We start from the raw sequence: 24,651 nt of genomic DNA, 5'->3' as shown, positions 1-24,651 counted from the left end.
TCAGCGATTGACGATGATTACGCTTAGCTGGCCCCTCCCCCGGTTGATACCGGGGGCGCCTAATGGCCGATAAACATCTCAGTTGTAATCGATGGTCACCATGCCCTGGACCATGACGGTGCCCGGGGTCAGGCTCTCCTCGGTCTGCACGTATTCGGCTGAAAACGGCAGGCTGATGAGGTTTTGTCCACTGCCGAGGTTTTGCAAGGGAAACTCGCTGCCGCCGGCATCGAAGGCCTGGCCGGCGGCATTGAGGATCTGGTAACCGACGCTGGGGGGCATGCCCGCATAGGTATAGACATCGCTATAGCCGGGGACCAGGGTCGGGATGACACCCGATACCGGGCTGAGGGCCCAGCCGCCGCCGCCGGCACAATCTTGCATGTTGTTTTGCCAGGCCGATGTACAGGTGATATTGACGGTGAGGCGCGCATCCGAGCCCGGGATCAGGCTGCCGAGCGCCGTATTATTCGTCAACTGGCTATTCATCATGGCCGTGTTGGGCAGATCGCCGCTGCTGCAGTTATTGGTATTGCCCGCCTGGGCCGGGAGCGGCAGAGAGAGTGACACACTCAGGCAGAGCGCCATCGACAGGCTCCAGTACAGGCTTATCCCGTTCTTCATGTTTCTCTCCTCTGTACCCGCCGGGCGGGTCAATATGCACGGATGACCACGTTAAAAAGCATACCGTGACCGCATGGTGAATCGTAAAAAAAACATCTATTACATATGTCACAAAATGAATTTCTTGGTTATTAATGCTGAAAAATAACCTATTAACGGTGTTATGTTTCAATGCGATCCTCCTGCCAATGCTGGCTAACCGGATGTCGCCCCTCGCGATGCATGAGCATCAAGGCAGTGTCATGGTGACGATGGCCTGGGCACTGAACTGCCCCACTTCGATGGCCTGACCGGGTAGCCGGGCTGGATACAGGTTGACGAAGAAGTGCGTCGATGCGTTGGTCGAGGGCACCGAAACCGAGTTTTCGAACCCCAGTCCAATGGGGTTGTGGTTGTCGTCGAGCAACCCGATCCCGACGCCGGGCAGGGTGGTCTTGATCAGGTTGCCTTCCGAGCCGGAGGCGCTCTGGAAGGTATAGTCAATGACCTGGTTGCTCTGCATATTGACGCAGTCCACACCGAGATCGAGCCGCGCCGGTGGCGGGCTCAGGGGGGGCTCCCCTGTCTTGAGCGCATATTTGCCAATCTTGCCCAGCTCCACGGTAAAGGTATCCCCCTGTCTGAACGAGCAGGAGGTATCGGCATTGAGCTGGATATTCGCATCGACATAGGCGAAGGGATAGGCGTAATCGACGGAGCCAGGATCAGGGGCCAGTCGCCAGTACAGGGTGGCGAGCCGTCCGGAAAACAAGACCTGGGCGATGATGCCCTTGCGCAGCCGAAACTGCGTCTTGATTTGACTGCCGGTGGCGACCCCGCTGACCAGGGAGTCCCGCTTATAGCAGGTCGACAATCCGGCATTCTGGACGCTATCAAACGGCACTTCCTGAAAACCTGGACCATAGATGAATATAAAGGTTTTCACCTCGATATAATCATTGAGCATCCGCCAGCCATTGCCTGCATCTGGCAAGTCGGTCGTCGCCGTGAAAAATGAGTAATATTGGCCATCCTCCCAGCAATCACATTTCCCTCTGCCGGATTGCCCGGAGTGACTCTCCTCCTCTATCAGGGTGCCCGCGGCATTACCCGTGCTATCCGCAGCCAGGTCGGATTCAACCGCGAATTTATGCACAATCAAGGGATCCCCTTCACACTGCCAGCGATGTTTGGCTGATGCTACATTGGGCCAGGCAAAGAAGAGGGTCAGCGAAAGAATGCCCACCGATTTCAATAACCAGCGAGGCCCGGCAATCATAAGGTTCATCATGGCAATACTCATACAGTTCTGACCGGTTGATTGTGGATATGACCCACCCTGGGCCGATGAAGAATTGAGCAACAACCGTTCCCTGCAATTGAAAGCGAAAAAGGGAATCCATCTCGGATCCCCTTTGCGACCATGGCTACCAATATGCATGGGGCCGCGTCTGTGTTTGAACATTCAGCCTGGCACTAGGGTATTGAAACCGTCACGATGGCTTGCGCCGAGAAGTGGCCAGGCTGCACCTCTTGTCCTGCCAATTTGGTCGGATACAGTTTGACATTAAAGTCGCTTGCGGAATTATCTACTGTACCAACCGTCGGGACCGTCACCGCATTATTGATGCCGAGTCCAATGGGGTTGCCACTCCCATCGAGCAACCCCACGCCCACTCCCGGAAGATCCGTGTTGATAAAATCACCGGTGGAGCCGGAGGCGCTCTGGAAATTATATTCAAGGGCCGAGCTGTCCAGATTGGTGCAATCCACACTCAGATCAATGTTTCTGGGGGTGTAATTGTTCGGTATGTTGCCGTCCGTCATATTGCCCTTGTAGACATCGCCCAGATCAACGGTAAAGGTATCGCCTTGTCTGAAATTGCATTGCGCGAGCGCCCCCAGCGTAATATCCGCATTCACCACCGCGAAGGGATAGTTAAAATCGGGGAGCTTATTTGAACCTATCATCCAATAGAGGGAGGCGAGCTCACCTGAATATTTCACGTACCCCACAATCCCTTTGCGCAAGCGGAAGGTCACCATTGCCCGTCCCCCTGTGGCGACCCCAGAGACCACGGTATTGGCACCGGCACATTGAGAGGTCGCGCTATTTTGTACCGAGGTAAAGGGCACCAGTTGAAATCCGGCGCTATAAACATAGATAGAAATTTGTGCGTCGAGATATTCGTTGAGTTGATAGTAACCGCCCCCCGCCTCGGGTAAGTTGGATCGCCCTGTGAACCACGAATAATAGCTTTTGCTGTCACGGCAATTGCACAGGCCAGTGCCTGACTGTCCGGACCCTGCTTCCAGGGTCATTTTATCTCCGGTGGCGGCCGTGCCATCCCCGAATGTTTGATCAATCACCAGTTGGTGATTGATCAGCGGATTACCCTCGCACTGATTCACTGGCAACTCGGCCATGGCCCCCTTGGACCAGAGGGAGACGACAACCAGCATCACCGTCAGGCAGACCCTGGTTATTGCCCCTTTATGCGCCATTGCGTGCGGGTCATTCATATGGCGTTTCCTGTATTGCTATTGCGGCATTTTTTCAAATAAATGGTCAGCATCAGGGGAGCGTGACGGTGACGGTGACGATGGCGTTGGCCGAAAAGGCCCCCGGTTCGATGGGGGCGCTGTAACCCGGCGTCTTGGCGGGGTAGAAACGCAGGTCCATGCTGGACTGGCCGTTCTGGAAGGGGCGCAACACGCTGTTGCTGCTCCCCAGCCCGATGGGGTTACCAGCATCATCTGTCATGCCGACCACGACGCCGGGGTTGCTGGTGGCGATAAAGGGACCCTCGGCGTTGGGCGCGCCCACACCATTGAAGAAGTATTCAAGTTGGGTTGGGGCAGTGACCAAGTTGCTGCACTCGATGGTGATATTGAGGGGCCTTGGGCTGTAACCAGCGGGCGGCGCCCCGTCCTGCAGGCTCTGCCTTGCCACGGAACCGAGATCCACGGTAAAGACCTCCCCCCCCCTCGAAGCTGCACTCGGCGCTGGATTTGACGGTGAGATCCACATAATACTCGGCGATGGGGAAGGCGCGGTCGGGGATGTTGCCATAGGTGCGATAGAGGCGACCCAGAATGCCGGTGAATCTCGACTCCCCCAGTATGCCCTTGGTGATCTTGACGTCGAAACTGCCGCTCATTCCCTCCGAATCCTGAAACTGGTTGTTGGCGCTGTTGCACTCCTGGCTATAGGAAGAGAAACGCTCGAACGGCAACTGCAGGCTGCCCGCGCCCGGCGCATTGTAAATGGAGGCTCTCGTTGAGGATGGCCCAGATATTGCCGTTTTGACCGTTATCGGGAAGGGTGTAGTAGGCCGAATAGGTCACGCCACTGAAGTTGTAGGGGTCTGGACAATTGCAGACCACGGTGGACTGGGTGCCGGTGTTGAAGTTGTTTTTATAGATGACGCCGGAACCCACATCCTGGCCATTGTCGCCGGTATCAACCACGGCAGTGACATTGCGGGTGAGATCACCGCTGCACTGCTTTTGCGGCAAGCCTGCCGGAATGGGAGTGCTGGCGGCAAAGGCCTGGTGTGCGGGCAGCAGGCTGGAGAGGGCCAGCAGCAACCAAGCTAGAGCAATATATAATATGTTAACCATACGAGACTCCACAAAGCAAAACAAAACACTGAAATATTAGGTATTTCATTATTTAAAACCTGCCACTAGGTGCATGTCGCATCGCGCTGCTGGTAGACATTCTCGCTGCTGTCATCGCTCACGGGGGGATATTGCAACTGGCATTGATGCTCAGACTGCGGACCCCAGACGACTTTCAGCCCCTTGTGTTCGCCGCGCAGGAAGATGATCCCCCCTGCCCCACCAGGGCCACCTGGTTGTTGTCCCCATCTTTCACACTCGCCCCGAAGGGAATGCGGATATCGTCCAGGCGCAGTAGCAGCGGCTTGCCATTGAGGGTGGCGTAATCGAGTCGTACCACGGCGCCACGGCGTGGCACCGCGCGTTGGGAGGTGACCTGCAGCTCGACATCCATCGGCAAGCCACGGGGGCTGATGCCGAGCGTGTTCTGGCGATAAGGGGTGAGCTCTGCCTTGAGGGCCTGACCATCGCCATCCAGACGATTGCCCTGGTCGGTGTTGAGCATGGCGCCGGGGGCGCCGTCGGCCACCATCAGTGCCATGGTCTCGCCCCGCTCCGGGCTCATGACCACACCGCCCGAGTGAAGCACCAGGGTGCCGCTCGCCGTGGCCGAGTATTGGTTGTAGCTCTCTCCGTGGCTATAGCTGGCCCCGAGCTGGGCGGCCGAGGTGCGGTAGTTGAGGTTGCCGCCATAGGTGTAATCATTGCCCGTGCTGTCATGGTCCCGGCTGCCATAGAGGCCGTAGTTGAGCTGGCTGTATTCGCCGAGGGAACCGGAGAGGTTGGTTCGAACCGAACTGCTGTGGTCCTCGTTGAAGGTGGCCGTGGTGCTGAGCAGAGGGCGCTGGCGGCCGCTGCCGATGGGGATGCTGGCGGTCAGCATCAGGGTGTCGTTGCTGCCGTACTCCTGCAGTTCCCGGCTGGCGGAGACGCCGAGGCTGCCCCAGCCGAAGCTCTTGTTGTAACCGAGCTGATAGGTAGTGACGCTCGACTGCTCTCCCCAGTAATTACGGATAAGGCCGGTGAAGTTGAGATCCCCATACTGCCCCATGGGCTGGCTGACGCTGAGCTGGAAGCGATTGCGCTCGCGCATGTAGGTGCTGTCCGTGTTTTCGCGCTGGCGGGCGAAGTCGCCAAAACTCAGAAACTCTTCGCTGGAGAAGCGATAGGCGGCGAGGGAGAAGTTGGTGCGGCTCTGATCCAGCAGCTTGCTGTAGCTCACCCGGTAACTCTGACCCGTCATGTCGCCATCCTGGGGCAGACCGTTTAGTCCGCCGGGCAGCCCTCTGGCGTGGGAGAAGGTGGCGTCCAGCGCCACGGCACCAATAGGGGTCGCGAAGGCCGCTCCCCCCAGCAATGAACCGTAATCCTCAGCGAGGCCCCCCCATAGAGGGTCAGGCTGTTGCTGATCCCGCGCCGATAGGTGCCCTGCAAGAACCAGGGTTCATCGCTGAGGCTCTCGTCACGGTACTGGCCCGCCGCCAGGTTGAAGCGGGAAGCATCCGGGCGCAACATCTGCACCACGGAGGAGAAAGGCACGGTGAAGTGCTTCTCACGCCCATCCGCCTCGGTGACGGTCACCTCGAGATCGCCCGCATAGCCGGTGGCATAGAGATCGTCGATGACGAAGGCGCCAGGTGCGACCGTGGTCTCGTAGACCTGGTTGCCGTTCTGGCTCACCGTGACCTTGGCGTTGGTGTCGGCGGTGCCCCGGATGACGGGGGCGAAGCCCCGCTCGCTCTCCGGCAGCATGCTGTCGTCGCTGGCCAACTGCACTCCGGTGAAGGGGATGCAGTCAAAGTCATTGCCCGAGGTGAAATATTCACCCAGGGTCAGCTGGGACTGGAGGGGATCAATATCGGTCTGGGCATAGGTATTGAGGGCCGTATAGGTGCTGCCGGTGTCGTTACCGCTCTGATAGCTGCCGTTATGGCGCAGTCGCCAGCCGCCATGATTGATGCCGGCGTTGATATTGACGCTGTAATCCGTGCTGGAGGCCGCGCCATCGCGCTCATTGTGGAAGGCGTTGGCGTGATAGCCGAGGATGGCGGCGTCGATCCCCTCATCCCACTCGGCGGGATCCACGTAACCGCGTTTGACCTGGCCCGCATAGGCCTGGGGGATGCTCAGTACCCCGGTGAGTTCGGCCGTGTCCATGGTGAAGGTCGCCCCCGGGATCAGCTTGCCGACCTCGATGCAGTCGGTTGCCAGCAGTTGCGTGACGTCCTCCTGATTGGGCAGCTGTTCGAGCTTGGCCCCCCAGCGATGGACATCGGCGGCCTTAAAGCAGAACTTGGATGAGGCTTGCCCCTCCCCTTGAGTCACTTCGACGGATTGGCGCAGCCGCTCCTTGCCGTTGAGGGTGATGTCCAGGGTATAGGTGCCGGGCAGGATGGCCCCGGCCTCGGAGAATTGAGAAAGGTCGATGTTCTGGCCCAGCCCCCGCAGGAATGTGTTGTCAAACTGGACGGCTTCATTGCTCGACACCGCCGGGATCGCCTCTGGGGATTCCGTCGCCAGCGCCGACGAGAGCATGCCCATGCCGAGCAGCGCACAGATCGCCTCGGCGATGGCCGTGGGTCGCCATGGTCGCTCGGCAGGCATCTGCGGGTTATCTGTGTTGGTGCATCGGGAGAAGTTCATACCGCGTATCCAGAAGAGTGAGAAATGGACAGCATGAGCGGGCCGGAGGCGGTCACTCGCGTCTGAAGTGAGCCTCGTTCATGCAAATCGAAACAGGCGATAGAGCGTGGATGATCAGGGTTTCAAGGTGTAGCTCTGGTCTCGGGTTGCCCCGAAGTCGTCGATCCAGTTGGCGCTGACGGTGCCCGTTGCGCCCTGCCACCCCTTGAGGGGGTAGTCGCGGCTGGAACGCGGGTTCACCATGCCGGCGGCCGCTATCTTGAATTGCCTGCCGGCCGCCTTCACGGTGACATCGGCAAAGCTGACGTGAAAGGCCGAGTCATTGCGCACCCGGATCCCCGTGGGGGTTGGTGTCCAGCTCAGGGACTTGGCAGCGTCAATCGGGGAGCCAGTCAACCCAGCGGGCCGATAGAACAGCTTGAGGCGCGAGCGGAAGGCAAGCTGCATGACGTTGCGATCCTGGGTGCCTTCGGCCCTTGGCGGGATCTCCAGCACATTGAGCCAGTAGACGGATTCACGATCCTGCACGGGATTGGCAACCTTGGTAATGCGCAGGACCTGCCCCTTGTTGGCTTCGATACGGGTCAGAGGGGGCAGCACCATGAAGGGGAGCTTTTCTGCGCCCGGCTCTACCGATGGATCCCCTTTGTCGAGCCAGGATTGGACCAGGGTCGGCCTTGCCGAGTTATTGGTCAGGCGCACCGTGATCTCGCGTTCCTGCTCCGGGTAGATGAAGCGGGTGCCCATGATCTTGACACCGGCCTGGGCCAGCAAGGGAAAGCAGAGTGCGCCGGCTATCAGGCAGGCAGACAGTCTCTTCAAGCTGGTTTTCATAGTGATTTCCTCAAAAAAACACTGGCAACAGCAGAGAACACTGCTGCCAGAGACGGCTTATCGATAGATATCCATCTAAAAAAGTATGGCAGCAGCACAGGGTCTGCTGCCAAGGGGTTATAGCTCGCCACGGTAGCGACGGTACCGGCAACAGCTGCGTCAGTGGCCACGTATTGAACGGTGTATTGAATGTCGGCCGAGCCGACACCGGCATTGTCAACAAAGGAGGTGAACATGTTTTGGCTTTGGTCACGCATGTCGATAGCGGCCCCAGCAGGGTTGGCAAACTGAACCTGGACATTCTGGGCGGAACCCAGGTTCTGGAGGTTGCCGGTACTCTGGTCAACGTTCATGGCTTCAAAGAAGGCACGTACGGCACCGGAGGCCGGGCAGTTGCTCAGGGACATCATGACTGGCGTGCTGCCCGCGATGTCACCGGCATTGGCCAGGGCGGTCTTGGAAATGGTTGGCAACTGGACAGTGGCATCACTCACACCACCATTGACGGCGATGTCACAGGCAGCATCGACAACCTCACCGGTGATGGTGATTTGGCCATCGGCAGCATAGGCGCTCTGGGCACTCATCATGGCAAGACCGGATACGGCGGCGAAGATTACTTTTTTCATGTTTAGCTCCTGATAATGAAACGAGCGTCTATGTGTATTCACAACGCACCGCCATTTTAAGAATTCAGCACGAGAATCTCTGTCGGTCCCAGCCTACGGATCTGTAGGAAAAGTCTTAACCACCTCGAGTCCAGTTGACCAAATGTTAACTCATGGTTTGTTTGTGGTTAATCTGGGTTTTGTTCAGCACTTGTTGCTCAATGGCCGTGATCAGCTCTTCCATGGCGGTGGCCAGTTGCAGCGCCTGTTGGGTAACCCGTGACATGTCCTGGCGCTGACACGACGCCTCCAGGGCCTCACAACAGGCAAACAGGGGGCGGGCCTTGATGATCTTGGCCGCTCCTTTAATGCGGTGAGCCAGACTGTCAAAACGCGCCAGATCCGGGGACTTGAGCAGTTGCTCCAGCGTGGCCAGATCCCCTCGGGTGCTCTCATTCATCTGCTCCAGCAATGTGATCACCAGGGTCGGGTTGCCTCCCGTCATCTTCTCCACCCCTGAGATATCGAATATGGCCTCAACGGCAGGCGTAGGCTCGGGGGTGAGATGAATTTTCTTTTGGAAAACAGGGTGATGAAAATCACCCTATGGACAGATAACTGGCGGTGAACAGGACGAGAGGCTTATAACAGGCCATCCAGGGCATGGTCGGAGAACTTGTGCGCGTCATCGAAGTACTCCTGCAAGGTGCGTATGTCCTTGTGCCTCGTTACTTCGATGATCTTGTTCATGGGCTTGCCGGCGGTGACCGCCGAGGTGATGAAACCGCGCCGCAGACTGTGGCCGCTGACCTGGAGATCGTCGATGGCCTGGCCGGTGCGGCGCTTGATCATCAGGTTGATGCCCTGTGGGCCTAGGGCATCCGGCATCAATTGTCCCCAGCGGTTCATGCGCCGAAACAGCGGCCCCTCATCGATCCGGCTTTGTTTCAGCCAGCGTTGCAGCGCTCTGACCGGACAGTGGTGTTTACCGGGGATTAGGGCTATCTCGGTCTCGTGCAACTGATGTTTGCTCGGTTTGAGGCGAAGGCGGATCCCCTGCCCCACGAACTGGAGATCGCTCACTTCGATACGGGCCGCCTCCGAGCGGCGCAGGGCGCCGCTGAACATCAGCAGCAGCAAGGTGTGATCCCGCAAACCGGCGAGGCTGCGGGTATCTATCTCATCCAGTACCTGGTTCAGCGGCTGCAGGGTCAGCGCCCCGGTCTTGCGCTTGCGATTATCCCCGAGGCGCACGATGCCGCGCATCATCTCCTTGATCTCTGCGTGCTCGGTCGGCATGGGGTGAACGCCTTTTTGTTTGAAGGCGTAGCGAATGCCGGCAAGACGCCTCACCAAGGTTGCCGGTTTGCGCGGCTCGCCGTTGCGAAGCTCTCCCTTCCCCTCCTCCTTATCGAGCCAAACCCAGTCGGCGAGAATGCCGTCAGCCTGATCCGCCAGGAAGTTCATGATGTCATGATGGGTGCTTTGCAGTGGATCCAGCCGCTGCAACTGGCACCAGTAGACGAAGATGCGGGTGTCCGCCTCATAGGCATTGAGGGTCGAGTCCGATTTTGCGCTGCGCAGGAAGCGGCGAGCTCGGCTGTTGAGCCCGGGATCGAATACTGCCTGCAATGAGTGATGGGCAGACACCTGTGAGGATGGATAGGTCACTTAAGCTGATGATTCAATGAGAAGTTTACGAGGATCTTACAGGATCTTCCAGATCCATCAAGTATCGATAATGAATATTATCGATACTTATAGGAAGTCAGTTTTAACCCCCTTCAGCATCAGTGGGAACCTCCCATCCCCCGACTGCCATTTCACCTGTTTCCAGAAACCGAGTTGCTTCTGTTCAGTTGAATGGTGAGAGATAACGTGATTCGGTTTTCGTTTTTATCAGGTGGGTTATCCTGTCGATTGAAAATAACAAGGCCCCGTTGATGGGGCCTTGTTGATTATTTTTTTGCCAGCTTGAACAGCTCGAAGAAGTTGTGGCTGGTGGCCTCGGCCAACTGCGTCAGCGGGATCTGGCGAAGGTCGGCAATAAACTGGGCGACGTCTCGCACGAAGGCGGGCTCGTTCTCCCTCCCCCGATGGGGAATAGGCGCAAGATACGGCGAGTCGGTTTCGACCAGCAGCCGCTCGAGGGGCAGCACCTTGACCACCGCCTGCAAGGCGGCGGCATTCTTGAAGGTGACGATGCCGGAGATGGAGATGTAAAACCCCATCGCCATGGCCGCCTCGGCCATCTCGAGAGACTCGGTGAAGCAGTGCAGTACACCGCCCACCTGATCCGCCCCCTCTTCACGCATGATCCGCAAGGTATCGTCCTGAGCATCCCGGGTATGAATGATGAGGGGCTTGTTCAGTGCCCGCGCTACCCGGATGTGTTCACGGAAGGAGTCTTGCTGCACTTCCTTGTTTTCCGGCGAGTAGAAATAGTCCAACCCCGTCTCGCCGATAGCGACCACACGAGAGTCAGCCGCCTGAGTCAGCAGCAGGCTCGCATCGACCCCGGGATCCTGGTTGAGCGGATGCACACCGCAGGAGGCAAAGACCTGGGGATAGGGAGCGATCGCCGCCAACATGGTCGGGAACTGGCCCTGGGTCACACTCACGCAGAGAAAGTAACCCACCTCCTGCGCCGCCGCCTTGGCCAGCACATCGGCCATGTCGGTCTGCTTGCTGCCGTAGCTCAGGCGATCGAGGTGACAATGGGAATCAACGAGTAACATAGCTAACCTTGTGTGCTTGAACGCAAATCATAACCAGCGATTGAGCCAGTTCATGAGATGAATGGTGGGGTTGGAGAGCTGCCCCGGCTGACAGGCGGCCTTGAGGCCGACGAGTTGCTGCTCCGCCTCCAGCAATTTTTCACTGGAGTGACGCTCGGCCAGCTGCTGGCTGAGGGCCGCGAGATCCGGCATGGCCAACTGGTGATGACCGCAACCTGCCTGGGTCTTGAGGGCATCACACAGAAACAGCTGCAGCCAGTGCAGGCGAACCTGACTCTCTTCCGCCAGTTGGCCACAGACGCTGGCCGCCCGTGTCGGGGCTTGTGACAGGGAGACAAAACTCTCCAGCAGAGTCCGGCGAGCCTCATCTTGCTGGGCTTCGATATAGTCCAGCACCCGCAGCGGCGCCCCCTGGCAGATCCGCACCTGGGCCTGGGTGGCCTGGTGCCCCTGCGCTGCGAGCCAGTTTAGCGTCTCCCCTTCCGTCGGCAATTGGCAGACATGCTTGTGGCAACGACTCAGGATCGTCGGCAGCAGACGGGAAACCTTGGAGGCGATGAGCAGCAGCAGGCTGTCGCCGGCCGGCTCTTCCAGGGTTTTCAGCAGGGCATTGGCGGCAGACTCCGTCATGCGCTCCGCGTCAAAGATGATCACCACCTTGCCACGACCGAGCTGGGAGGTGCTCTGCAACCGGCCACAGATCTCGCGAATGGCCTCGACGCCGATGGTCTTGCTCTCGGTGCCGATGGTGCCGAGATCCGGGTGATGTCCCTTGTCCAGCAACTGGCAGGAGTGACACCGATCGCAGGGCTCCCCGTCCCTTGGCTGCTGGCACAGGTGCAACCTGGCCAGCCGCTCGGCCAGCTGCTCCTTGCCAAGACCGGGATCCCCGAGCAGCAGCCACGCATGGCCGAGTCGACCACGCCGGGCATTCAGGCTCAGACTTTGCCATTCCGGGATCAGCCAGGGATACATAGGCCCTCGCGCGTGAAATAAGCATCGAGGGTGGCCTCGATGGCGGCCTTGACCTCGGCCGGTGTCTGGCCTGCGTCGATCACCTTGATGGCCTCATCCTGCGCCGCCAGTTCCAGGTAACGCAGGCGGGTGCGCTCGAAGAAACCGATTTTTTCCAGCTCGATGCGATCCAGCTCGCCGCGATGGCGAGCACGTTGCAATCCGAGGGCGGGATCGATATCCAGATAGAGGGTCAGGTCCGGTTTGAAATCTCCGAGCACCGCCTGCTTGATGGCCTTGATGAGTTGGGCATCGATACCGCGTCCGCCCCCCTGATACGCCTGGGAGGAGAGGTCATGTCTGTCCCCCACCACCCAGACGCCGTCCGCCAGGGCGGGCTTGATCCGGGTTTCCACCAGTTGCACCCGGGAGGCGTACATCAGCAGCAGTTCGGCTTCGATGGTAAGGCGCTCGTCGTGCACTTCTTTCACGATGGCGCGTATCCGCTCGGCGAGCGGTGTGCCGCCCGGTTCACGGGTGCACTCGATCCGCCCCACTCCATGCGTCTGCAGATAGTCGGTGACATAACGTACGGCGGAGCTCTTCCCTGCCCCTTCGAGTCCTTCAATCACGATAAATTTAGACATTAGGGTTTCTTCAATATGTATTCGCGCACCGCCCGATTGTGTTCATCGAGGGTCTTGGAGAAGTAGTGGGCCCCGCCCCCTTTGGCGACGAAATAGAGATAGTCGGTCGACAGGGGATTGAGCGCCGCCTCGATGGAAGCCTTGCCCGGCATGGCGATGGGGGTCGGCGGCAGGCCATCGATCACATAGGTGTTATAGGGGTTGATGTCGGTCAGATCGCTGCGGCGGATGTTGCCATCGTACCTGTCCTTGACCCCGTAGATGACGGTGGGGTCAGTCTGCAGCTTCATGCCAAGACGCAGGCGATTGACGAAGACGGAGGCGATCTGCGCCCGTTCGTCCGGCTGACCGGTCTCTTTTTCGATGATGGAGGCCATGATCAGCGCCTCATAAGGGCTCTTGTAGGGCAGATTGGCCTGACGCTTGTCCCAGTTCTGCAGCAGGAAGGACTGCATATCCTGATAGGCGCGACGTAAGATGGAAATATCGCTGGCGTGGGTGGTGTAAGCATAAGTCTCTGGCAGGAACCACCCTTCCAGCTTGCCATTCTCTATGCCCAGCTCCTGAGCGATTTCCGTCTCGTCCTGCTCCACCGTCAAACGCTCCAGATAAGGCGCGCTGGCGAGCTGTTTCTGCCAATCCTCGAAGCGGGATCCTTCCACGAAGGTGAGGCTGAAGTGGAACTCCTTGCCAGAGGCGAACAGGGAGAGGGTCTCCTTGAGCGGAGCCCCTTCCTTGATCTCATAGGTGCCGGACTTGATGGCCACCAATTCGGGATGGCCACGCAACCACAGACGCACCGCCCAGGGGGCAGGTTCCCCCTCCCCGAGCTCGGTGATGAGGCGCGCCGCATGGGCGCCCTTCTCGACGGTGAAGAGGCGGGTCGGCCCCTTGTTGGTGAGGGTCTCCACCTCTTGCCATTTGTAATACACATACCCCCCGGCGACGGCGGCCGTCAGGGCCGCTCCCGCGAGCAGAGTATAAAGTCGATTAAACTTCAATGACCAAACGCTCCTGTAAACGGCGGATCAATACCGGGTTGGGATAGCCTTGATCGCCAATGCGATTGAGCGGCACTATGCCCATCAGGGTATTGGTCAACCATACTTCTTCGGCCTGCCACAGTGACTCCAGCGGAGCCTCCACGACACGCAGTTCAATGCCCATCTGTTTAAGCATCCCCATCACACGTCGTCGCATGATGCCGTCCACACCGCCATGGGTGAGATCCGGGGTAAACACCGTCTTGCCACGACGCCAAAACAGATTCGCGCTGACACCTTCTACCAGAAATCCGCGGCTGTTCAACACTATACCTTCGACTCCACCGCGCGCGGCAAGTTCGCGCTTGAGCAAAACTTGCTCTAGCCGCCCGAGGCTCTTGAGCCCCGCCAGCATGGGGGCGTCCCCGAGGCGTTGCTGACAGATCAGCGCTTCAATGCCGGTCCGCTGCCAGTCCGGGTAGTGGGCCGGATAATCAGCCAGCGAAACAATACGGGTGGGTGAGTCGCAGTTGACCCCGTCATAACCCCGTCCGCCACTGCCACGGGTCAGCACGACTTTCACGACAGCCTGCGTCTGACCCGCCGCCAGGCTTGCCACCTCGGCGGCAAGCTGATCCCAGGGGATGGCGGCAAAGCCGAGCCGATGGCTGGCCTGCTGCAGGCGAGCCAGGTGATCCGGCCACCAGACGACCTCCCCTCCCTGCACCAGCATGGTGGTGAAATGGCCATCTGCGTATGCCAGACCGCGGTCCCTGGCAGATAGGGCTTCTGTTGACACTCCATTGATCAGCATACAGGTCCCTTTGATAAAAAAGGCCCGATACTGGCGTATCGGGCCCGACACTTCGCTAGCAATCTGCCCAGCGAGAATTATACGCGTTTGAAGATCAGGGAGCCATTGGTGCCGCCGAAACCAAACGAATTGGAGAGGGCATACTCAAACTGACCGGCCTTGGCCACGTGGGGCACCAGATCCAGATCACACTCCTCGTCCGGGTTGTCCAGGTTGATGGTGGGAGCCACCTTCTGATCCCGCAGGGACAACACGGTGATGATCGCCTCGATGGCGCCGGCAGCGCCCAGCAGGTGACCGGTCATCGACTTGGTGGAGCTGATCATCAGGGCATTGGCATGTTCGCCAAACACCTTCTTCATGCCACGCAGTTCCGCCACGTCCCCGAGGGGGGTGGAGGTGCCGTGGGCATTGATGTAACCGATCTGCTCGGGGGCGATGCCCGCATCCTTGATGGCGTTCTTCATGGCACGCGCGCCACCGTCACCGTCCGAGGGAGGCGCCGTCATGTGGTAGGCGTCGCCGCTCATGCCAAAGCCGACCAGCTCGGCGTAGATCTTGGCGCCGCGCGCCTTGGCGTGTTCGTACTCTTCGAGCACCAGCACCCCGGCGCCGTCACCCAGCACGAAGCCATCGCGATCCTTGTCCCAGGGGCGGCTCGCCTTCTGGGGCTCGTCGTTGCGGGTGGAGAGCGCCTTGGCCGCCGCGAAGCCGCCCATCCCCATGGGGGTGGAGGCCTTCTCGGTCCCGCCCGCCACCATGACATCCGCATCCCCGTAGGCGATCATGCGCCCGGCCATGCCGATGGCATGGGTGCCCGTGGTGCAGGCGGTGGTCACGGCGATGTTCGGGCCTTGCAGGCCTTTCATGATGGAGAGATGACCGGACACCATATTGATGATGGTGGACGGCACGAAGAAGGGGCTCAGCTTGCGCGGGCCGCCATTGATGAGGCTGCTGTGGTTCTGTTCGATGAGACCCAGGCCACCGATGCCGGAGCCGATGGCAACGCCTACCCGCTCGGCATTCTCTTCGTTGATGACGAGGCCAGAATCGTCCAGCGCCTGCACACCCGCCGCCACGCCGTACTGGATGAAGAGATCCATCTTGCGGGCTTCTTTGCGGTTGATGCCGTATTGTTCGGGATCGAACTCTTTCACCAGGCCGGCGAAGCGGGTCGCGAATTCACTGGTATCAAAGTGGTCGATGAGGGAAATGCCGCTCTGCCCGTTGAGCAGGGCTTGCCAGCTGGATTCGGCAGTGTTACCCACCGGGGAAAGCATCCCCAAGCCGGTCACCACGACTCTGCGTTTTGACACTGAGGTAGTCTCCGAGAGGTGTTTTATGAGGGAACAAACATAAAAGAAGCGGCCCTTGGGCCGCTTCTTTCAGAACAGGATCTTATTCCTGATTAGCGGTGATGTAGTCGATAGCCGCTTGAACAGTGGTGATCTTCTCGGCTTCTTCATCAGGAATTTCGGTATCGAATTCTTCTTCCAGCGCCATTACCAGTTCAACGGTATCCAAAGAGTCAGCGCCCAGGTCGTCGACGAAGGAGGCAGCGTTCTTAACGTCTTCCTCTTTAACACCCAGTTGTTCGATGATGATTTTCTTTACGCGTTCTTCGATGTTGCTCATGACCTGAATTTTCCTTTAAAAATACGCTATTGCGTCTGGTTGGGGTAGTGTATTCAATTGACTGGAGTTTGCAAGTAGCTTGCCGCTGGTCAAACCACGAAATGTGCCAAACTTCGGCGTACTATCGCAAATTTGAACAGATCTCACGACAAATTGATTACACCATGTACATCCCGCCATTAACATGCAGGGTTTCGCCAGTGATGTAAGCAGCGTCATCAGACGCCAAGAATACCACAGCGGCGGCAATTTCTTTCGGATCGCCCAAACGGGCGGCAGGCACCTGGCTCATGATGCCGGCGCGCTGCTCTTCGTTGAGTGCACGGGTCATGTCGGTCTCGATGAAACCGGGGGCAACCGCATTCACAGTAATGCCACGGGAAGCCACTTCACGGGCCAGGGACTTGGTGAAGCCCACCAGACCGGCCTTGGCGGCGGCATAGTTCACCTGACCCGCGTTGCCCATGGTGCCAACCACGGAACCGATGCTGATGATGCGGCCATGGCGCTTCTTCATCATGGCACGCAGCACCGGCTTGCTCAGGCGGTAGAGCGAGGTCAGGTTGGTGTCGATGATCTCGTTCCACTCATCGTCTTTCATGCGCATCAACAGGTTGTCACGGGTGATCCCGGCGTTGTTGATGAGAATGTCGATGTCACCGAAACGCGCCTTGATATCGGCAAAGACGGCTTCAATGGATTCCTGGCTGGTCACGTTCAGTGCCATACCGCAGCCCTGCTCGCCCAGATAGGCGCTGATGGCGGCGGCGCCGCTCTCGCTGGTGGCCGTGCCTACAACCTTGGCGCCACGGGCTGCGAACGTTTCGGCAATCGCGCGGCCGATGCCACGACTGGCACCGGTGACCAAGACAACCTTATCGGTAAAACTCATCTTCTGCTCCTGTTTACTTGGCTTGGGCCAGCGCCTGCTCGAAAGAGGCGGCATCGGTGGCGTGAACACCTTCCACGCGCGAGTCGATGCGCTTGGCGAGCCCAGTCAGTACTTTGCCCGGTCCCATCTCGACTTCGAGGGTGACCCCGTCGTTTGCCATCCGCTCAACGGTCTCGGTCCAACGGACCGGACTGAACAGCTGGCGCACCAGGGCTTGTTTAATGGCGGCCGGATCCTGCTCACAGGATACGTCCACATTATTGATGACTGCGATGACAGGAACCTTGATCTCGATCCCATCCAGCGCGGCGGCCAGTTTTTCGGCGGCCGGCTTCATCAGGGCGCAGTGAGACGGCACCGAGACCGGCAGCGGCAAGGCACGCTTGGCGCCGGACTCTTTCATCAGCACGTTGGCGCGCTCGACCGCCTCCTTGTGACCGGCAATGACCACCTGGCCCGGGGAGTTGAAGTTGACCGGCGACACCACCTGGCCCTGGGCTGCCTTCTCGCAGTTGGCGGCGATGCTGTCGTTGTCCAGACCGATAATGGCGGCCATGGCACCGGTACCTTCCGGCACGGCTTCCTGCATGGCGAGGCCACGCAGCTCGACCAGCTTGACGGCATCGGCAAAGCTCAAGGCACCGCTGCACACCAGGGCGGAATACTCACCCAGGCTGTGCCCGGCCATCACGGCGGGGGTCGCCCCACCCTGCTGCTGCCACAGGCGCCAGAGGGCGACGGAAGCGGTCAGCAGCGCAGGCTGGGTACGCCAGGTCTTGTTCAGATCCTCGGCGGGGCCATTCATGACCAAGGCCAGCAGATCGTAACCCAGTACCTGGCTCGCCTCGGCGAAGGTCTCTTTAATCACGGCATGTTGCTCGGCCAGTTCGGCCAGCATGCCGACGCTCTGGGAGCCCTGTCCCGGGAAGGCAATGGCAAATCGGGTCATCATTGATTCCTTTAAGGTAAGACGAAATCGGTCAGCGAGCGCCCGAGGCCCAAACCCCGGACGCGGCTTGATATCAGAAGCGCACCAGCGCCGAACCCCAGGCGAAACCACCACCAAAGGCTTCCAGCAACACTAGCTGGCCCGGCTTGATCCGGCCATCACGCACCCCTTCATCGAAGGCGATGGGCACGGAGGCGGCAGAGGTATTGCCGTGCTTGTCGAGAGTCAGCACGACCTTATCCAGCCCCATGCCAAGCTTCTTGGCGGTAGCGCTGATGATGCGGAAGTTGGCCTGGTGAGGCACCAGCCAGTCGAGCTCGCTGGGATCGATGCCGTTGGCGGCCAGGGTCTCGGTCACGATCTCGCTCAGGCGGGTCACCGCCACCTTGAACACGTCGTTGCCCTTCATATACATGTAGGCTTCGAGCTCGGCCCCCGGCATGCCGCGGTGAGGCTGCGGCAGCTTCAGTAGATCCCCATAGCGGCCGTCCGCGTGCAGATGGGTGGAGATGATCCCCGGGGTCTCGCTCGCCCCGATCACCACGGCCCCTGCCCCGTCACCGAAGATGATGATGGTGCCGCGATCCTTGGGATCGCACATGCGGGACAGGACGTCCGCGCCGACCACCAAGACGTTGCGGGCGGCGCCGGATTTGACGAATTGATCCGCCACGGCGAGGGCGTAAGTGAAACCGGCACAGGCGGCGGCCACGTCGAAGGCCGGGATCCCCGGCACCCCGAGCAGCCCCTGCAATTCGCAGGCGGCGGCCGGGAAGGCATTTTCTGCGCTGGTGGTGGCCAGCACTATCATGTCCAGATCGGCGGCGGTCAGGCCGGCCGCGTCCAGTGCCCGCAAAGCGGCTTGATGAGACAGGGTGGCGACTGTTTCGTCGGCCCCGGCGATGCGGCGCTCACGGATCCCGGTACGCTCCACGATCCATTCGTCACTGGTTTCCACCATCTGTTCAAGATCGGCATTGGTACGCACTGAACTCGGCAGGTAACTGCCAGTACCCAGAATTTTGCTATGCATAGAGTTTTATAAATCCCTGTCGGAAAAGACAGATTCAAGGCGATCTGCAATCTGCAATGGAAGCTGATGCTTGGCCTCTTGTGCGGCCAGCAGGATCGCATGACACAGAGCGCGCCGCTCGGCACGCCCATGGCTTTTTACCACAATGCCGCGCAATCCTAACAGACTCGCGCCATTATACTGGTCGGGGTTCAGGTAAGAAAAACGCCGTTTGAACATAAATCCGGCGAGTCGACCAAGAAAACTGCGTTTTTTACGGGGATATCCGGCCAGTTCGGCCATCATCCGCACCACACCTTCGGCGGTCTTGAGCGCCACGTTGCCCACGAAACCGTCGCAGACGATCACATCGCAGTCACCGCTGAAGATCCTGTCCCCCTCGATGAAACCGACAAAATTGAGGGCGGGACACTGGCGCAGCAGTTCGGCGCTGTGACGTACCAGGTCGTTGCCCTTGATCTCCTCCTCCCCCACGTTGAGCAGTGCGACCCGGGGAGACGGGATCCCCGCCACCTGCTCGGCGACCACGGACCCCATCACCGCAAATTGCAGCAGGGTATCGGCATCGCAGCTCACGTTTGCCCCCAGATCCAGCATCACGGTGCGCCCGCCCCCCAAGGTAGGCAGCGCCTTGATGAGCGCGGGTCTGTCGACACCGGGCAGGGACTTGAGCACGCATTTCGCCATGGCCATCAGGGCGCCGGTATTGCCGGCACTGACGCAGGCATCCGCCTCGCCAGCCTTGACCAGATCCAGCACGACCCGCATGGAGGAGTCTTTCAGGGTGCGCAATGCGACAATGGGTTTCTCGCCCATGCCGACGACTTGAGAGGCATGCACGAAACGAACGCGAGGGTGATCCAGCAAGCCATGTTGCTGCAAGAGAGGGGTGGTCTGGTGTTTGTCTCCGACCAGAATGAGATTGAGCTGAGGCAGAAGAGACAGTGCCTGCACGGCGGCAGGCACTGTTTCCGAGGGGCCAACATCTCCCCCCATTATGTCTAGCGCGACAGTTTGCGTAGACAAAGGCAATCCTTAAGCGATTACCTTTTTACCGCGGTAGAAACCATCGGCAGTCACGTGGTGACGACGATGAATTTCGCCACTGGTCTGATCAACAGTCAGTGCAGCGGTGGTCAGGGCATCGTGGGAACGACGCATGCCACGCTTGGCGCGGGTTTTACGGTTCTGTTGTACGGCCATGGTAGGCTAACTCCTAAAATTCACTTACGTTTGAGCTCTTCAAGAACTGCAAAGGGATTTGGCCGCTCATCAGCAGGTTCGATGTCACCCCAGGTCATCTCCATGTTCCCTCGCGGACAGACATCCAGAGGATGCATGGCCACTTGAGGCAACGAGAGGATAAGTTCATCCTCCAGGATTTGATGAAGATCTATCTCGCCGTTTTCGTCCAACTCAATGGGCTCATAAGCTTCCGGCAGTTCTTCCTCGTTTGTTCTCTCGAACAGCGGAGTGTAGATAAAATCAGCTTCACAAAGGTGTTCGAACGTCTCTCCGCAACGCTGGCAAACCAGGTCAACCTTGGCATGGGCAGTGCCTTTCATAACGGTCAACTTCTGGATGTCTTTACCAAATTGCAGTGTGACATCAACATCACTTCGCAAGCCTTCGGTTGATTCTTCCAATCTGGGCATCTGCGACTTTTCCACTATCCCGACATAGTCGAGTAGCTTCAAGGCATTACGGACTGGATCAACCTTAACGGGCAACTTCACCTTTTGCATAGGGCGCGAATATTATAGGTCCAACAAGGGATAGTCAAAGGAAAAAGTCCTTACCGCCGATGATTTTAACTGCGCAGACCCCTGTTCACAGGAACTTGCGCTCACCGGTGACTGATTATGCCATAAACAGCCGGATCCCACACGGGATCCTGCACGGTACGGGCATGCAGGAGGGGGAAATGCGGACAAATCCCCTCAACCCCTACGCGATGCCCGCTCTGCTGATTTGACCAAATCTGACGCTTTGCTTGAAAACAACCCGCTGAGGCTCGACTTTGTGTCTTAGGATAATCAGGGAGATGAGACGGGGTTTATCTGGAGGTTATCGATGAAGGTGGTAATTTCTTGGTGGTTTATGCTGATTTTTATCCTGTCAGCGATGCAACCTGTGGTTGTCTTCGCCGAAGAGAAGAGCAGCGGTCATGTCTACCTGGATGACAACATGCCGGTCTTCCTCCCCTGCGGTTCGGACAACGCCTTCTTGCTGATTGGCCCGGACAAGCTGCTGCAATCCTTGCAACAGCAATGGCACCAACTCAATGCGCAGCGCTCCACCTCCCCTCGCCCGCTTTACGTAGAAATGACGGGGCATTTTGAAGAGAATCCCGATGCCGAGGGACGCTCGGCAGATTTCGACGGCCGCTATCGTGGAGAATCCCTCCTGCGCAGTCAGGCCGAGAGTCCCGCCACCTGCCCGGTATTGGTGGTTGAGGGCTAGATCAGGACGCTCATTTCCCCGGCTATATCAGGGCCTGGCCATGCACGTCGGCTTTTGGGTGAACAGGGAGACCGGACGGCGGGGCGCCGCCTCCATCAACCGGCGAATGGCTTGAAAACTCTCGAGGGCCGCCTTGATGGCAATGGGATTGACTATCCAGCCCGGCAGGTTGTTGCCCGGATTGGTGTAGGTTTCGAGTCGCACCAGGGTGGCACCATCCCCTTGGGGCAGGGCCTCCCAGCGACCGCTGCTGGCCCGGATCCGCACCAGCCCCGGCCGCTCGCGCAGGGCATCGGGTTCGGCCCAGACCTTGAGCACCAGGCCACAATCCGCCCGTCTCGACACATGGGAGCGGGTGATGAGCTCCCTGTCCTGCACCGGCCAGGGGGATTCCAGCCGGGTGTAGACCAGTTCATCATCCTCGCCGGCTCGCGCCAGTACCCGTACCTCGCGACTCTTGGGCAGCCACTCCCGATGCCGGGCGGTGTCCCGCAGCACCGCCAACAGGGCCTCAGGGGCGGCCTTGACCCGCATCTCCAGACGCAAGGCCAGGTAGGGGCCTGGCGGGCGAGGCTGGGTCCAGAGGCTCACATTCCCCTCCCCCTGCTGCGGCAACCATGCCTGCCCCCAGCTGGCAAAGGAGAGCAAGATCACCACCAGTGCTCCGTATTTGATCATGCCATCTCCCCCCGTCCGTCCATTATCCATACCAATGCAAGTGCAGTATGACAGTCACGCCCTGGCATGAGAGCTGACCATCGATGTATCCAGTGTCGGAAGCTATGTGCTTATCCATGTCGCTGCAGGCAAGCCAGTTTACACCCTGCCTGCTGGCCTTATAGAATCAACCAATTGATTTATCACTGGATATCACCACATGATGGCTGCCACTCTGATCCTTGCCTCCACATCCCGTTATCGCAAGGCCCTGCTGGAAAAACTCGGCCTGCCATTTCAGTGTGCGGCCCCTGACGTGGATGAAACTCCGCATCCCCAGGAGTCGGCCCAGGCACTGGTAGCAAGGCTGGCACATGCCAAGGCGAGCGCCATCGCAGCGCAGCATGATCACGGCCTGGTCATCGGTTCTGATCAGGTGTGTGTCTGCGATGGGCGCATTCTTGGCAAACCGGGCACGGTAGAAAACGCGGTGGCACAGCTGATGGCCGCCCAGGGTAAAAGCGTCACCTTCTATACGGGGCTGTGCGTACTGGATGCGGCGAGCGGCCGGGCTGAACAGTGGGTGGAACCTTTCACCGTGCACTTCAGAACCCTGGGTGAGGCGGCCATCCGCCGCTACGTAGAGGCGGAACTGCCGCTCGATTGCGCTGGCAGTTTCAAGTGTGAAGGCATGGGTATCGTGCTGTTCAAGGCCTTGGAGGGTCGCGATCCCAATGCACTGATCGGCCTCCCCCTCATCGCCCTGATCGAGCTGCTCGAGCGCCATGGGCTGGCCCTGCCATGACCCTGGCGAGAGACACATCGACATAGAAAAACGGGAGCCTTGATGGCTCCCGTTTTATGTTTTCGATGCTGGCTCATGCCAGCAGCTGGCGCAGCTCCGCCATGGTATCGACGATGGCAACGGGTTCGTATTGCGCCAGCCTGGCCCTGTCGTGCACACCCCAGGTCACCCCGATGCGCGGCATGGCAAGGGCTGCGGCCATCCCCATGTCGTGGATGGAATCGCCGATCATCACCGCCTGCTCTGGTTCCAGGCCCAGTTCATCCAGGATCTGGGTCAACATCAAGGGGTCGGGCTTGGAGTGGGCTTCATCTGCTCCGCGCGTCGCGGCAAAGAGCGGACGTAATCCCGTCTCGTCCAATACCCTGTCCAGACCCTGCCGGGACTTGCCGGGACTTGCCGGTGGCCACGGCCAGTTGAATGCCCGACTCCCGCCAGTGATGAAGCAGTTCGCTCGCCCCCGCAAACAAGGGGCTCGGCGTGTCATCGTGCAGATAAAGGTGGCGATAGCGGTCGATCAGGGCCTGGGCCCGCTCGCTCCCCTCCTTCAGGGTGAACAATCGGGGGATCCCCACCGCCAGGCTGAGGCCGATGATCTGATGGGTCTGCTGCACCGACGGCACCGCTTCCCCACAATCGCGGGCGGCCCCCTGCACACAGGCGACGATCCGCCCCACCGAATCCATCAGGGTGCCGTCCCAGTCGAAGATGGCGAGGTGGATATCCTGCATCAGCGGGCCAGCTTGCCGAGGAAGGTTTCAAGTTCAGGGGCAAGCGGCGCTTCCACCTGCATCTCCCTGTCATCCACCGGGTGAGTAAAGCTCAGCTTCCAGGCGTGCAGGAAGAGCCGCTTCAGCCCTTGATTGCGCATGCTCTCATCAAATGCCGCCTCACCGTATTTGTCATCACAGGCGATGGGGTGGCCGGCATGCTGGGTATGGACCCGGATCTGGTGAGTCCGGCCGGTGATCGGGCTGCACTCCACCAGGGTCGCCTCGGCAAACTGGCGGGCGATGCGAAAACGAGTCTCGGACGGCTTGCCATCGGCGCTGACCCGCACAACCCGTTCGCCGGATTGCAGATCATTCTTGCGCAGAGGCGCATTGACCACCTTGACGTGAGGCTGCCATTGGCCGCGTACCAGCGCCAGATATTGCTTGCGCATGGTCTTGACCCGCAGCTGCTCATGCAGACTGCGCAGGGCGCTGCGCTTCTTGGCAACCAGCAACACGCCGGAGGTATCGCGATCGAGGCGATGCACCAGCTCGAGGAAACGGGCTTCCGGGCGCAGGGCCCGCAGCCCCTCGATCACTCCGAAGGAGAGACCACTGCCGCCGTGTACCGCCATGCCGGAGGGCTTGTTCAGCACGATCATGGCCTCGTCTTCAAACAGGATCTGGCTCTCCAGACGCTGGATGCTGCCAAGGTTGGCCGAGGGCAGTTCGTTCTTCTCGGCAACGCGCACGGGCGGTACCCGTACTTCGTCGCCGGCACAGAGCTTGTATTCGGGTTTGATGCGTTTCTTGTTGACGCGCACTTCGCCCTTGCGAAGGATGCGATAGATCAGGCTCTTGGGGACGCCCTTTAGCTGAGTCTTGAGAAAATTGTCGATGCGCTGCCCTTCATGCTCAGCTTCGATGGTGAGCAGCTGCACTTGTTGATGTATCTGTGTCATGGCGCGGATTTTAACACTGCCGATGGCCCTTGGCTCCATGCTTTGTTAAAAAATGGCGTCTTGCTATAAAAGTGGTTTAAATGGGATAATA

General features: G+C 59.2%; 27 protein-coding genes and 2 pseudogenes. 2 read left to right on the top strand and 27 right to left on the bottom strand.

Annotated elements, in window-relative coordinates:
• Nucleotides 1-78 precede the first annotated feature (78 nt).
• The 24 genes and pseudogenes from ABNP46_RS10090 to yceD form a co-directional block, all read right to left on the bottom strand.
• Complete coding sequence (locus tag ABNP46_RS10090; protein ID WP_349922242.1) at nt 79-624, bottom strand: hypothetical protein; 546 nt, start codon at nt 622-624, stop codon at nt 79-81.
• Nucleotides 625-853: 229 nt separating this feature from the next.
• Complete coding sequence (locus ABNP46_RS10085) at nt 854-1,906, bottom strand: fimbrial protein (RefSeq protein WP_349922241.1); 1,053 nt, start codon at nt 1,904-1,906, stop codon at nt 854-856.
• Nucleotides 1,907-2,079: 173 nt separating this feature from the next.
• Entirely contained in the window at nt 2,080-3,126 is a 1,047-nt protein-coding gene (locus ABNP46_RS10080) for a fimbrial protein (RefSeq protein WP_349922240.1), read from the bottom strand.
• A 52-nt stretch (nt 3,127-3,178) separates the two neighbouring features.
• Nucleotides 3,179-3,556, bottom strand: coding sequence for a fimbrial protein (locus ABNP46_RS10075; protein ID WP_349922457.1), 378 nt, complete (start codon nt 3,554-3,556; stop codon nt 3,179-3,181).
• On the bottom strand, nt 3,447-3,764 hold the full coding sequence (locus ABNP46_RS10070) for a hypothetical protein (RefSeq protein WP_349922239.1): 318 nt from the start codon (nt 3,762-3,764) through the stop codon (nt 3,447-3,449). Before ABNP46_RS10070 ends, ABNP46_RS10075 begins: the two co-directional genes overlap by 110 nt.
• A 46-nt stretch (nt 3,765-3,810) precedes the next feature.
• Nucleotides 3,811-4,227, bottom strand: coding sequence for a hypothetical protein (locus ABNP46_RS10065; RefSeq protein ID WP_349922238.1), 417 nt, complete (start codon nt 4,225-4,227; stop codon nt 3,811-3,813).
• Nucleotides 4,228-4,402: 175 nt separating this feature from the next.
• Nucleotides 4,403-6,762: pseudogene (locus ABNP46_RS10060) on the bottom strand (fimbria/pilus outer membrane usher protein).
• A gap of 222 nt (nt 6,763-6,984) precedes the next feature.
• Entirely contained in the window at nt 6,985-7,704 is a 720-nt protein-coding gene (locus ABNP46_RS10055; protein WP_349922237.1) for a fimbrial biogenesis chaperone, read from the bottom strand.
• The gene (locus ABNP46_RS10050; RefSeq protein ID WP_349922236.1) at nt 7,701-8,333 is read right to left on the bottom strand and encodes a fimbrial protein; all 633 of its coding nucleotides are present in this window, start codon (nt 8,331-8,333) and stop codon (nt 7,701-7,703) included. Before ABNP46_RS10050 ends, ABNP46_RS10055 begins: the two co-directional genes overlap by 4 nt.
• A 145-nt stretch (nt 8,334-8,478) precedes the next feature.
• Nucleotides 8,479-8,817: an Hpt domain-containing protein gene (locus ABNP46_RS10045; protein WP_349922235.1), complete on the bottom strand. Its 339-nt coding sequence runs from the start codon at nt 8,815-8,817 to the stop codon at nt 8,479-8,481.
• 137 nt (nt 8,818-8,954) lie between these two features.
• The gene (locus tag ABNP46_RS10040; RefSeq protein ID WP_349922455.1) at nt 8,955-9,896 is read right to left on the bottom strand and encodes a site-specific integrase; all 942 of its coding nucleotides are present in this window, start codon (nt 9,894-9,896) and stop codon (nt 8,955-8,957) included.
• A 374-nt stretch (nt 9,897-10,270) separates the two neighbouring features.
• Entirely contained in the window at nt 10,271-11,050 is a 780-nt protein-coding gene (locus tag ABNP46_RS10035) for a TatD family hydrolase (protein ID WP_349922234.1), read from the bottom strand.
• A 27-nt stretch (nt 11,051-11,077) separates the two neighbouring features.
• A complete protein-coding gene (gene holB, locus ABNP46_RS10030) occupies nt 11,078-12,025 on the bottom strand; it encodes a DNA polymerase III subunit delta' (protein ID WP_349922233.1) in 948 nt (315 codons plus the stop codon).
• The gene (gene tmk, locus ABNP46_RS10025; protein WP_349922232.1) at nt 12,010-12,651 is read right to left on the bottom strand and encodes a dTMP kinase; all 642 of its coding nucleotides are present in this window, start codon (nt 12,649-12,651) and stop codon (nt 12,010-12,012) included. The genes holB and tmk overlap by 16 nt, the downstream gene beginning before the upstream one ends.
• Nucleotides 12,651-13,652 carry an endolytic transglycosylase MltG gene (gene mltG, locus ABNP46_RS10020; RefSeq protein ID WP_349922231.1) on the bottom strand — a complete coding sequence of 334 codons (1,002 nt, stop codon included), beginning with the start codon at nt 13,650-13,652 and terminating at the stop codon, nt 12,651-12,653. Before mltG ends, tmk begins: the two co-directional genes overlap by 1 nt.
• A complete protein-coding gene (gene pabC / locus ABNP46_RS10015) occupies nt 13,642-14,448 on the bottom strand; it encodes an aminodeoxychorismate lyase (RefSeq protein WP_349922230.1) in 807 nt (268 codons plus the stop codon). The genes mltG and pabC overlap by 11 nt, the downstream gene beginning before the upstream one ends.
• 77 nt (nt 14,449-14,525) lie before the next feature.
• The gene (fabF, locus tag ABNP46_RS10010) at nt 14,526-15,767 is read right to left on the bottom strand and encodes a beta-ketoacyl-ACP synthase II (protein ID WP_349922229.1); all 1,242 of its coding nucleotides are present in this window, start codon (nt 15,765-15,767) and stop codon (nt 14,526-14,528) included.
• A gap of 82 nt (nt 15,768-15,849) precedes the next feature.
• Nucleotides 15,850-16,086 (bottom strand): acyl carrier protein, encoded by a 237-nt coding sequence (gene acpP / locus ABNP46_RS10005; RefSeq protein WP_005300909.1) that lies wholly within the window; start codon nt 16,084-16,086, stop codon nt 15,850-15,852.
• 157 nt (nt 16,087-16,243) lie between these two features.
• Nucleotides 16,244-16,978 carry a 3-oxoacyl-ACP reductase FabG gene (gene fabG / locus ABNP46_RS10000; RefSeq protein ID WP_349922228.1) on the bottom strand — a complete coding sequence of 245 codons (735 nt, stop codon included), beginning with the start codon at nt 16,976-16,978 and terminating at the stop codon, nt 16,244-16,246.
• Between the two features lie 13 nt (nt 16,979-16,991).
• Entirely contained in the window at nt 16,992-17,927 is a 936-nt protein-coding gene (fabD, locus tag ABNP46_RS09995) for an ACP S-malonyltransferase (RefSeq protein ID WP_349922227.1), read from the bottom strand.
• Nucleotides 17,928-18,000: 73 nt separating this feature from the next.
• Nucleotides 18,001-18,960 (bottom strand): beta-ketoacyl-ACP synthase III, encoded by a 960-nt coding sequence (locus ABNP46_RS09990; RefSeq protein ID WP_100858312.1) that lies wholly within the window; start codon nt 18,958-18,960, stop codon nt 18,001-18,003.
• Nucleotides 18,961-18,966: 6 nt separating this feature from the next.
• On the bottom strand, nt 18,967-19,986 hold the full coding sequence (plsX, locus tag ABNP46_RS09985) for a phosphate acyltransferase PlsX (RefSeq protein ID WP_349922226.1): 1,020 nt from the start codon (nt 19,984-19,986) through the stop codon (nt 18,967-18,969).
• A 9-nt stretch (nt 19,987-19,995) separates the two neighbouring features.
• The gene (gene rpmF, locus ABNP46_RS09980; protein ID WP_005300935.1) at nt 19,996-20,163 is read right to left on the bottom strand and encodes a 50S ribosomal protein L32; all 168 of its coding nucleotides are present in this window, start codon (nt 20,161-20,163) and stop codon (nt 19,996-19,998) included.
• 20 nt (nt 20,164-20,183) lie between these two features.
• Nucleotides 20,184-20,705, bottom strand: coding sequence for a 23S rRNA accumulation protein YceD (gene yceD / locus ABNP46_RS09975; RefSeq protein ID WP_349922225.1), 522 nt, complete (start codon nt 20,703-20,705; stop codon nt 20,184-20,186).
• 328 nt (nt 20,706-21,033) lie between these two features.
• Here yceD and ABNP46_RS09970 point away from each other — a divergent pair, with 328 nt between their 5' ends.
• Nucleotides 21,034-21,423, top strand: coding sequence for a hypothetical protein (locus ABNP46_RS09970; protein ID WP_349922224.1), 390 nt, complete (start codon nt 21,034-21,036; stop codon nt 21,421-21,423).
• 27 nt (nt 21,424-21,450) lie between these two features.
• On the opposite strand, the gene ABNP46_RS09965 is transcribed toward ABNP46_RS09970, so the two are convergent.
• Nucleotides 21,451-22,101 (bottom strand): START domain-containing protein, encoded by a 651-nt coding sequence (locus ABNP46_RS09965; RefSeq protein ID WP_349922223.1) that lies wholly within the window; start codon nt 22,099-22,101, stop codon nt 21,451-21,453.
• 202 nt (nt 22,102-22,303) lie between these two features.
• On the opposite strand from ABNP46_RS09965, the gene ABNP46_RS09960 reads away from it, so the two are divergent.
• Nucleotides 22,304-22,885: a Maf family protein gene (locus ABNP46_RS09960; protein WP_349922453.1), complete on the top strand. Its 582-nt coding sequence runs from the start codon at nt 22,304-22,306 to the stop codon at nt 22,883-22,885.
• A gap of 73 nt (nt 22,886-22,958) precedes the next feature.
• Here ABNP46_RS09960 and ABNP46_RS09955 read toward each other — a convergent pair.
• Together ABNP46_RS09955 and rluC are read right to left on the bottom strand one after the other, a co-directional pair.
• Nucleotides 22,959-23,616 (bottom strand): annotated as a pseudogene (locus ABNP46_RS09955) (HAD family hydrolase).
• The gene (gene rluC, locus ABNP46_RS09950; protein ID WP_349922222.1) at nt 23,616-24,560 is read right to left on the bottom strand and encodes a 23S rRNA pseudouridine(955/2504/2580) synthase RluC; all 945 of its coding nucleotides are present in this window, start codon (nt 24,558-24,560) and stop codon (nt 23,616-23,618) included. Before rluC ends, ABNP46_RS09955 begins: the two are co-directional and overlap by 1 nt.
• Nucleotides 24,561-24,651 lie beyond the last annotated feature (91 nt).

Source organism: Aeromonas veronii, from assembly GCF_040215105.1.
GTDB lineage: Bacteria > Pseudomonadota > Gammaproteobacteria > Enterobacterales > Aeromonadaceae > Aeromonas > Aeromonas veronii_G.
The sequence above is the reverse complement of the archived record's forward strand: the minus strand, read 5'-3'. Positions and strand labels throughout refer to the sequence as shown.

Coding starts and splice junctions, on each gene's coding strand:
- ABNP46_RS10090 (WP_349922242.1), bottom strand. CDS start 624: ATGAAGAACGGGATAAGCCTGTACTGGAGCCTGTCGATGGCGCTCTGC.
- ABNP46_RS10085 (WP_349922241.1), bottom strand. CDS start 1,906: ATGAGTATTGCCATGATGAACCTTATGATTGCCGGGCCTCGCTGGTTA.
- ABNP46_RS10080 (WP_349922240.1), bottom strand. CDS start 3,126: ATGAATGACCCGCACGCAATGGCGCATAAAGGGGCAATAACCAGGGTC.
- ABNP46_RS10070 (WP_349922239.1), bottom strand. CDS start 3,764: ATGAGCGGCAGTTTCGACGTCAAGATCACCAAGGGCATACTGGGGGAG.
- ABNP46_RS10065 (WP_349922238.1), bottom strand. CDS start 4,227: ATGGTTAACATATTATATATTGCTCTAGCTTGGTTGCTGCTGGCCCTC.
- ABNP46_RS10055 (WP_349922237.1), bottom strand. CDS start 7,704: ATGAAAACCAGCTTGAAGAGACTGTCTGCCTGCCTGATAGCCGGCGCA.
- ABNP46_RS10050 (WP_349922236.1), bottom strand. CDS start 8,333: ATGAAAAAAGTAATCTTCGCCGCCGTATCCGGTCTTGCCATGATGAGT.
- ABNP46_RS10045 (WP_349922235.1), bottom strand. CDS start 8,817: ATGACGGGAGGCAACCCGACCCTGGTGATCACATTGCTGGAGCAGATG.
- ABNP46_RS10035 (WP_349922234.1), bottom strand. CDS start 11,050: ATGTTACTCGTTGATTCCCATTGTCACCTCGATCGCCTGAGCTACGGC.
- holB (WP_349922233.1), bottom strand. CDS start 12,025: ATGTATCCCTGGCTGATCCCGGAATGGCAAAGTCTGAGCCTGAATGCC.
- tmk (WP_349922232.1), bottom strand. CDS start 12,651: ATGTCTAAATTTATCGTGATTGAAGGACTCGAAGGGGCAGGGAAGAGC.
- pabC (WP_349922230.1), bottom strand. CDS start 14,448: ATGCTGATCAATGGAGTGTCAACAGAAGCCCTATCTGCCAGGGACCGC.
- acpP (WP_005300909.1), bottom strand. CDS start 16,086: ATGAGCAACATCGAAGAACGCGTAAAGAAAATCATCATCGAACAACTG.
- fabG (WP_349922228.1), bottom strand. CDS start 16,978: ATGAGTTTTACCGATAAGGTTGTCTTGGTCACCGGTGCCAGTCGTGGC.
- fabD (WP_349922227.1), bottom strand. CDS start 17,927: ATGACCCGATTTGCCATTGCCTTCCCGGGACAGGGCTCCCAGAGCGTC.
- ABNP46_RS09990 (WP_100858312.1), bottom strand. CDS start 18,960: ATGCATAGCAAAATTCTGGGTACTGGCAGTTACCTGCCGAGTTCAGTG.
- rpmF (WP_005300935.1), bottom strand. CDS start 20,163: ATGGCCGTACAACAGAACCGTAAAACCCGCGCCAAGCGTGGCATGCGT.
- yceD (WP_349922225.1), bottom strand. CDS start 20,705: ATGCAAAAGGTGAAGTTGCCCGTTAAGGTTGATCCAGTCCGTAATGCC.
- ABNP46_RS09970 (WP_349922224.1), top strand. CDS start 21,034: ATGAAGGTGGTAATTTCTTGGTGGTTTATGCTGATTTTTATCCTGTCA.
- ABNP46_RS09965 (WP_349922223.1), bottom strand. CDS start 22,101: ATGATCAAATACGGAGCACTGGTGGTGATCTTGCTCTCCTTTGCCAGC.
- ABNP46_RS09960 (WP_349922453.1), top strand. CDS start 22,304: ATGGCTGCCACTCTGATCCTTGCCTCCACATCCCGTTATCGCAAGGCC.
- rluC (WP_349922222.1), bottom strand. CDS start 24,560: ATGACACAGATACATCAACAAGTGCAGCTGCTCACCATCGAAGCTGAG.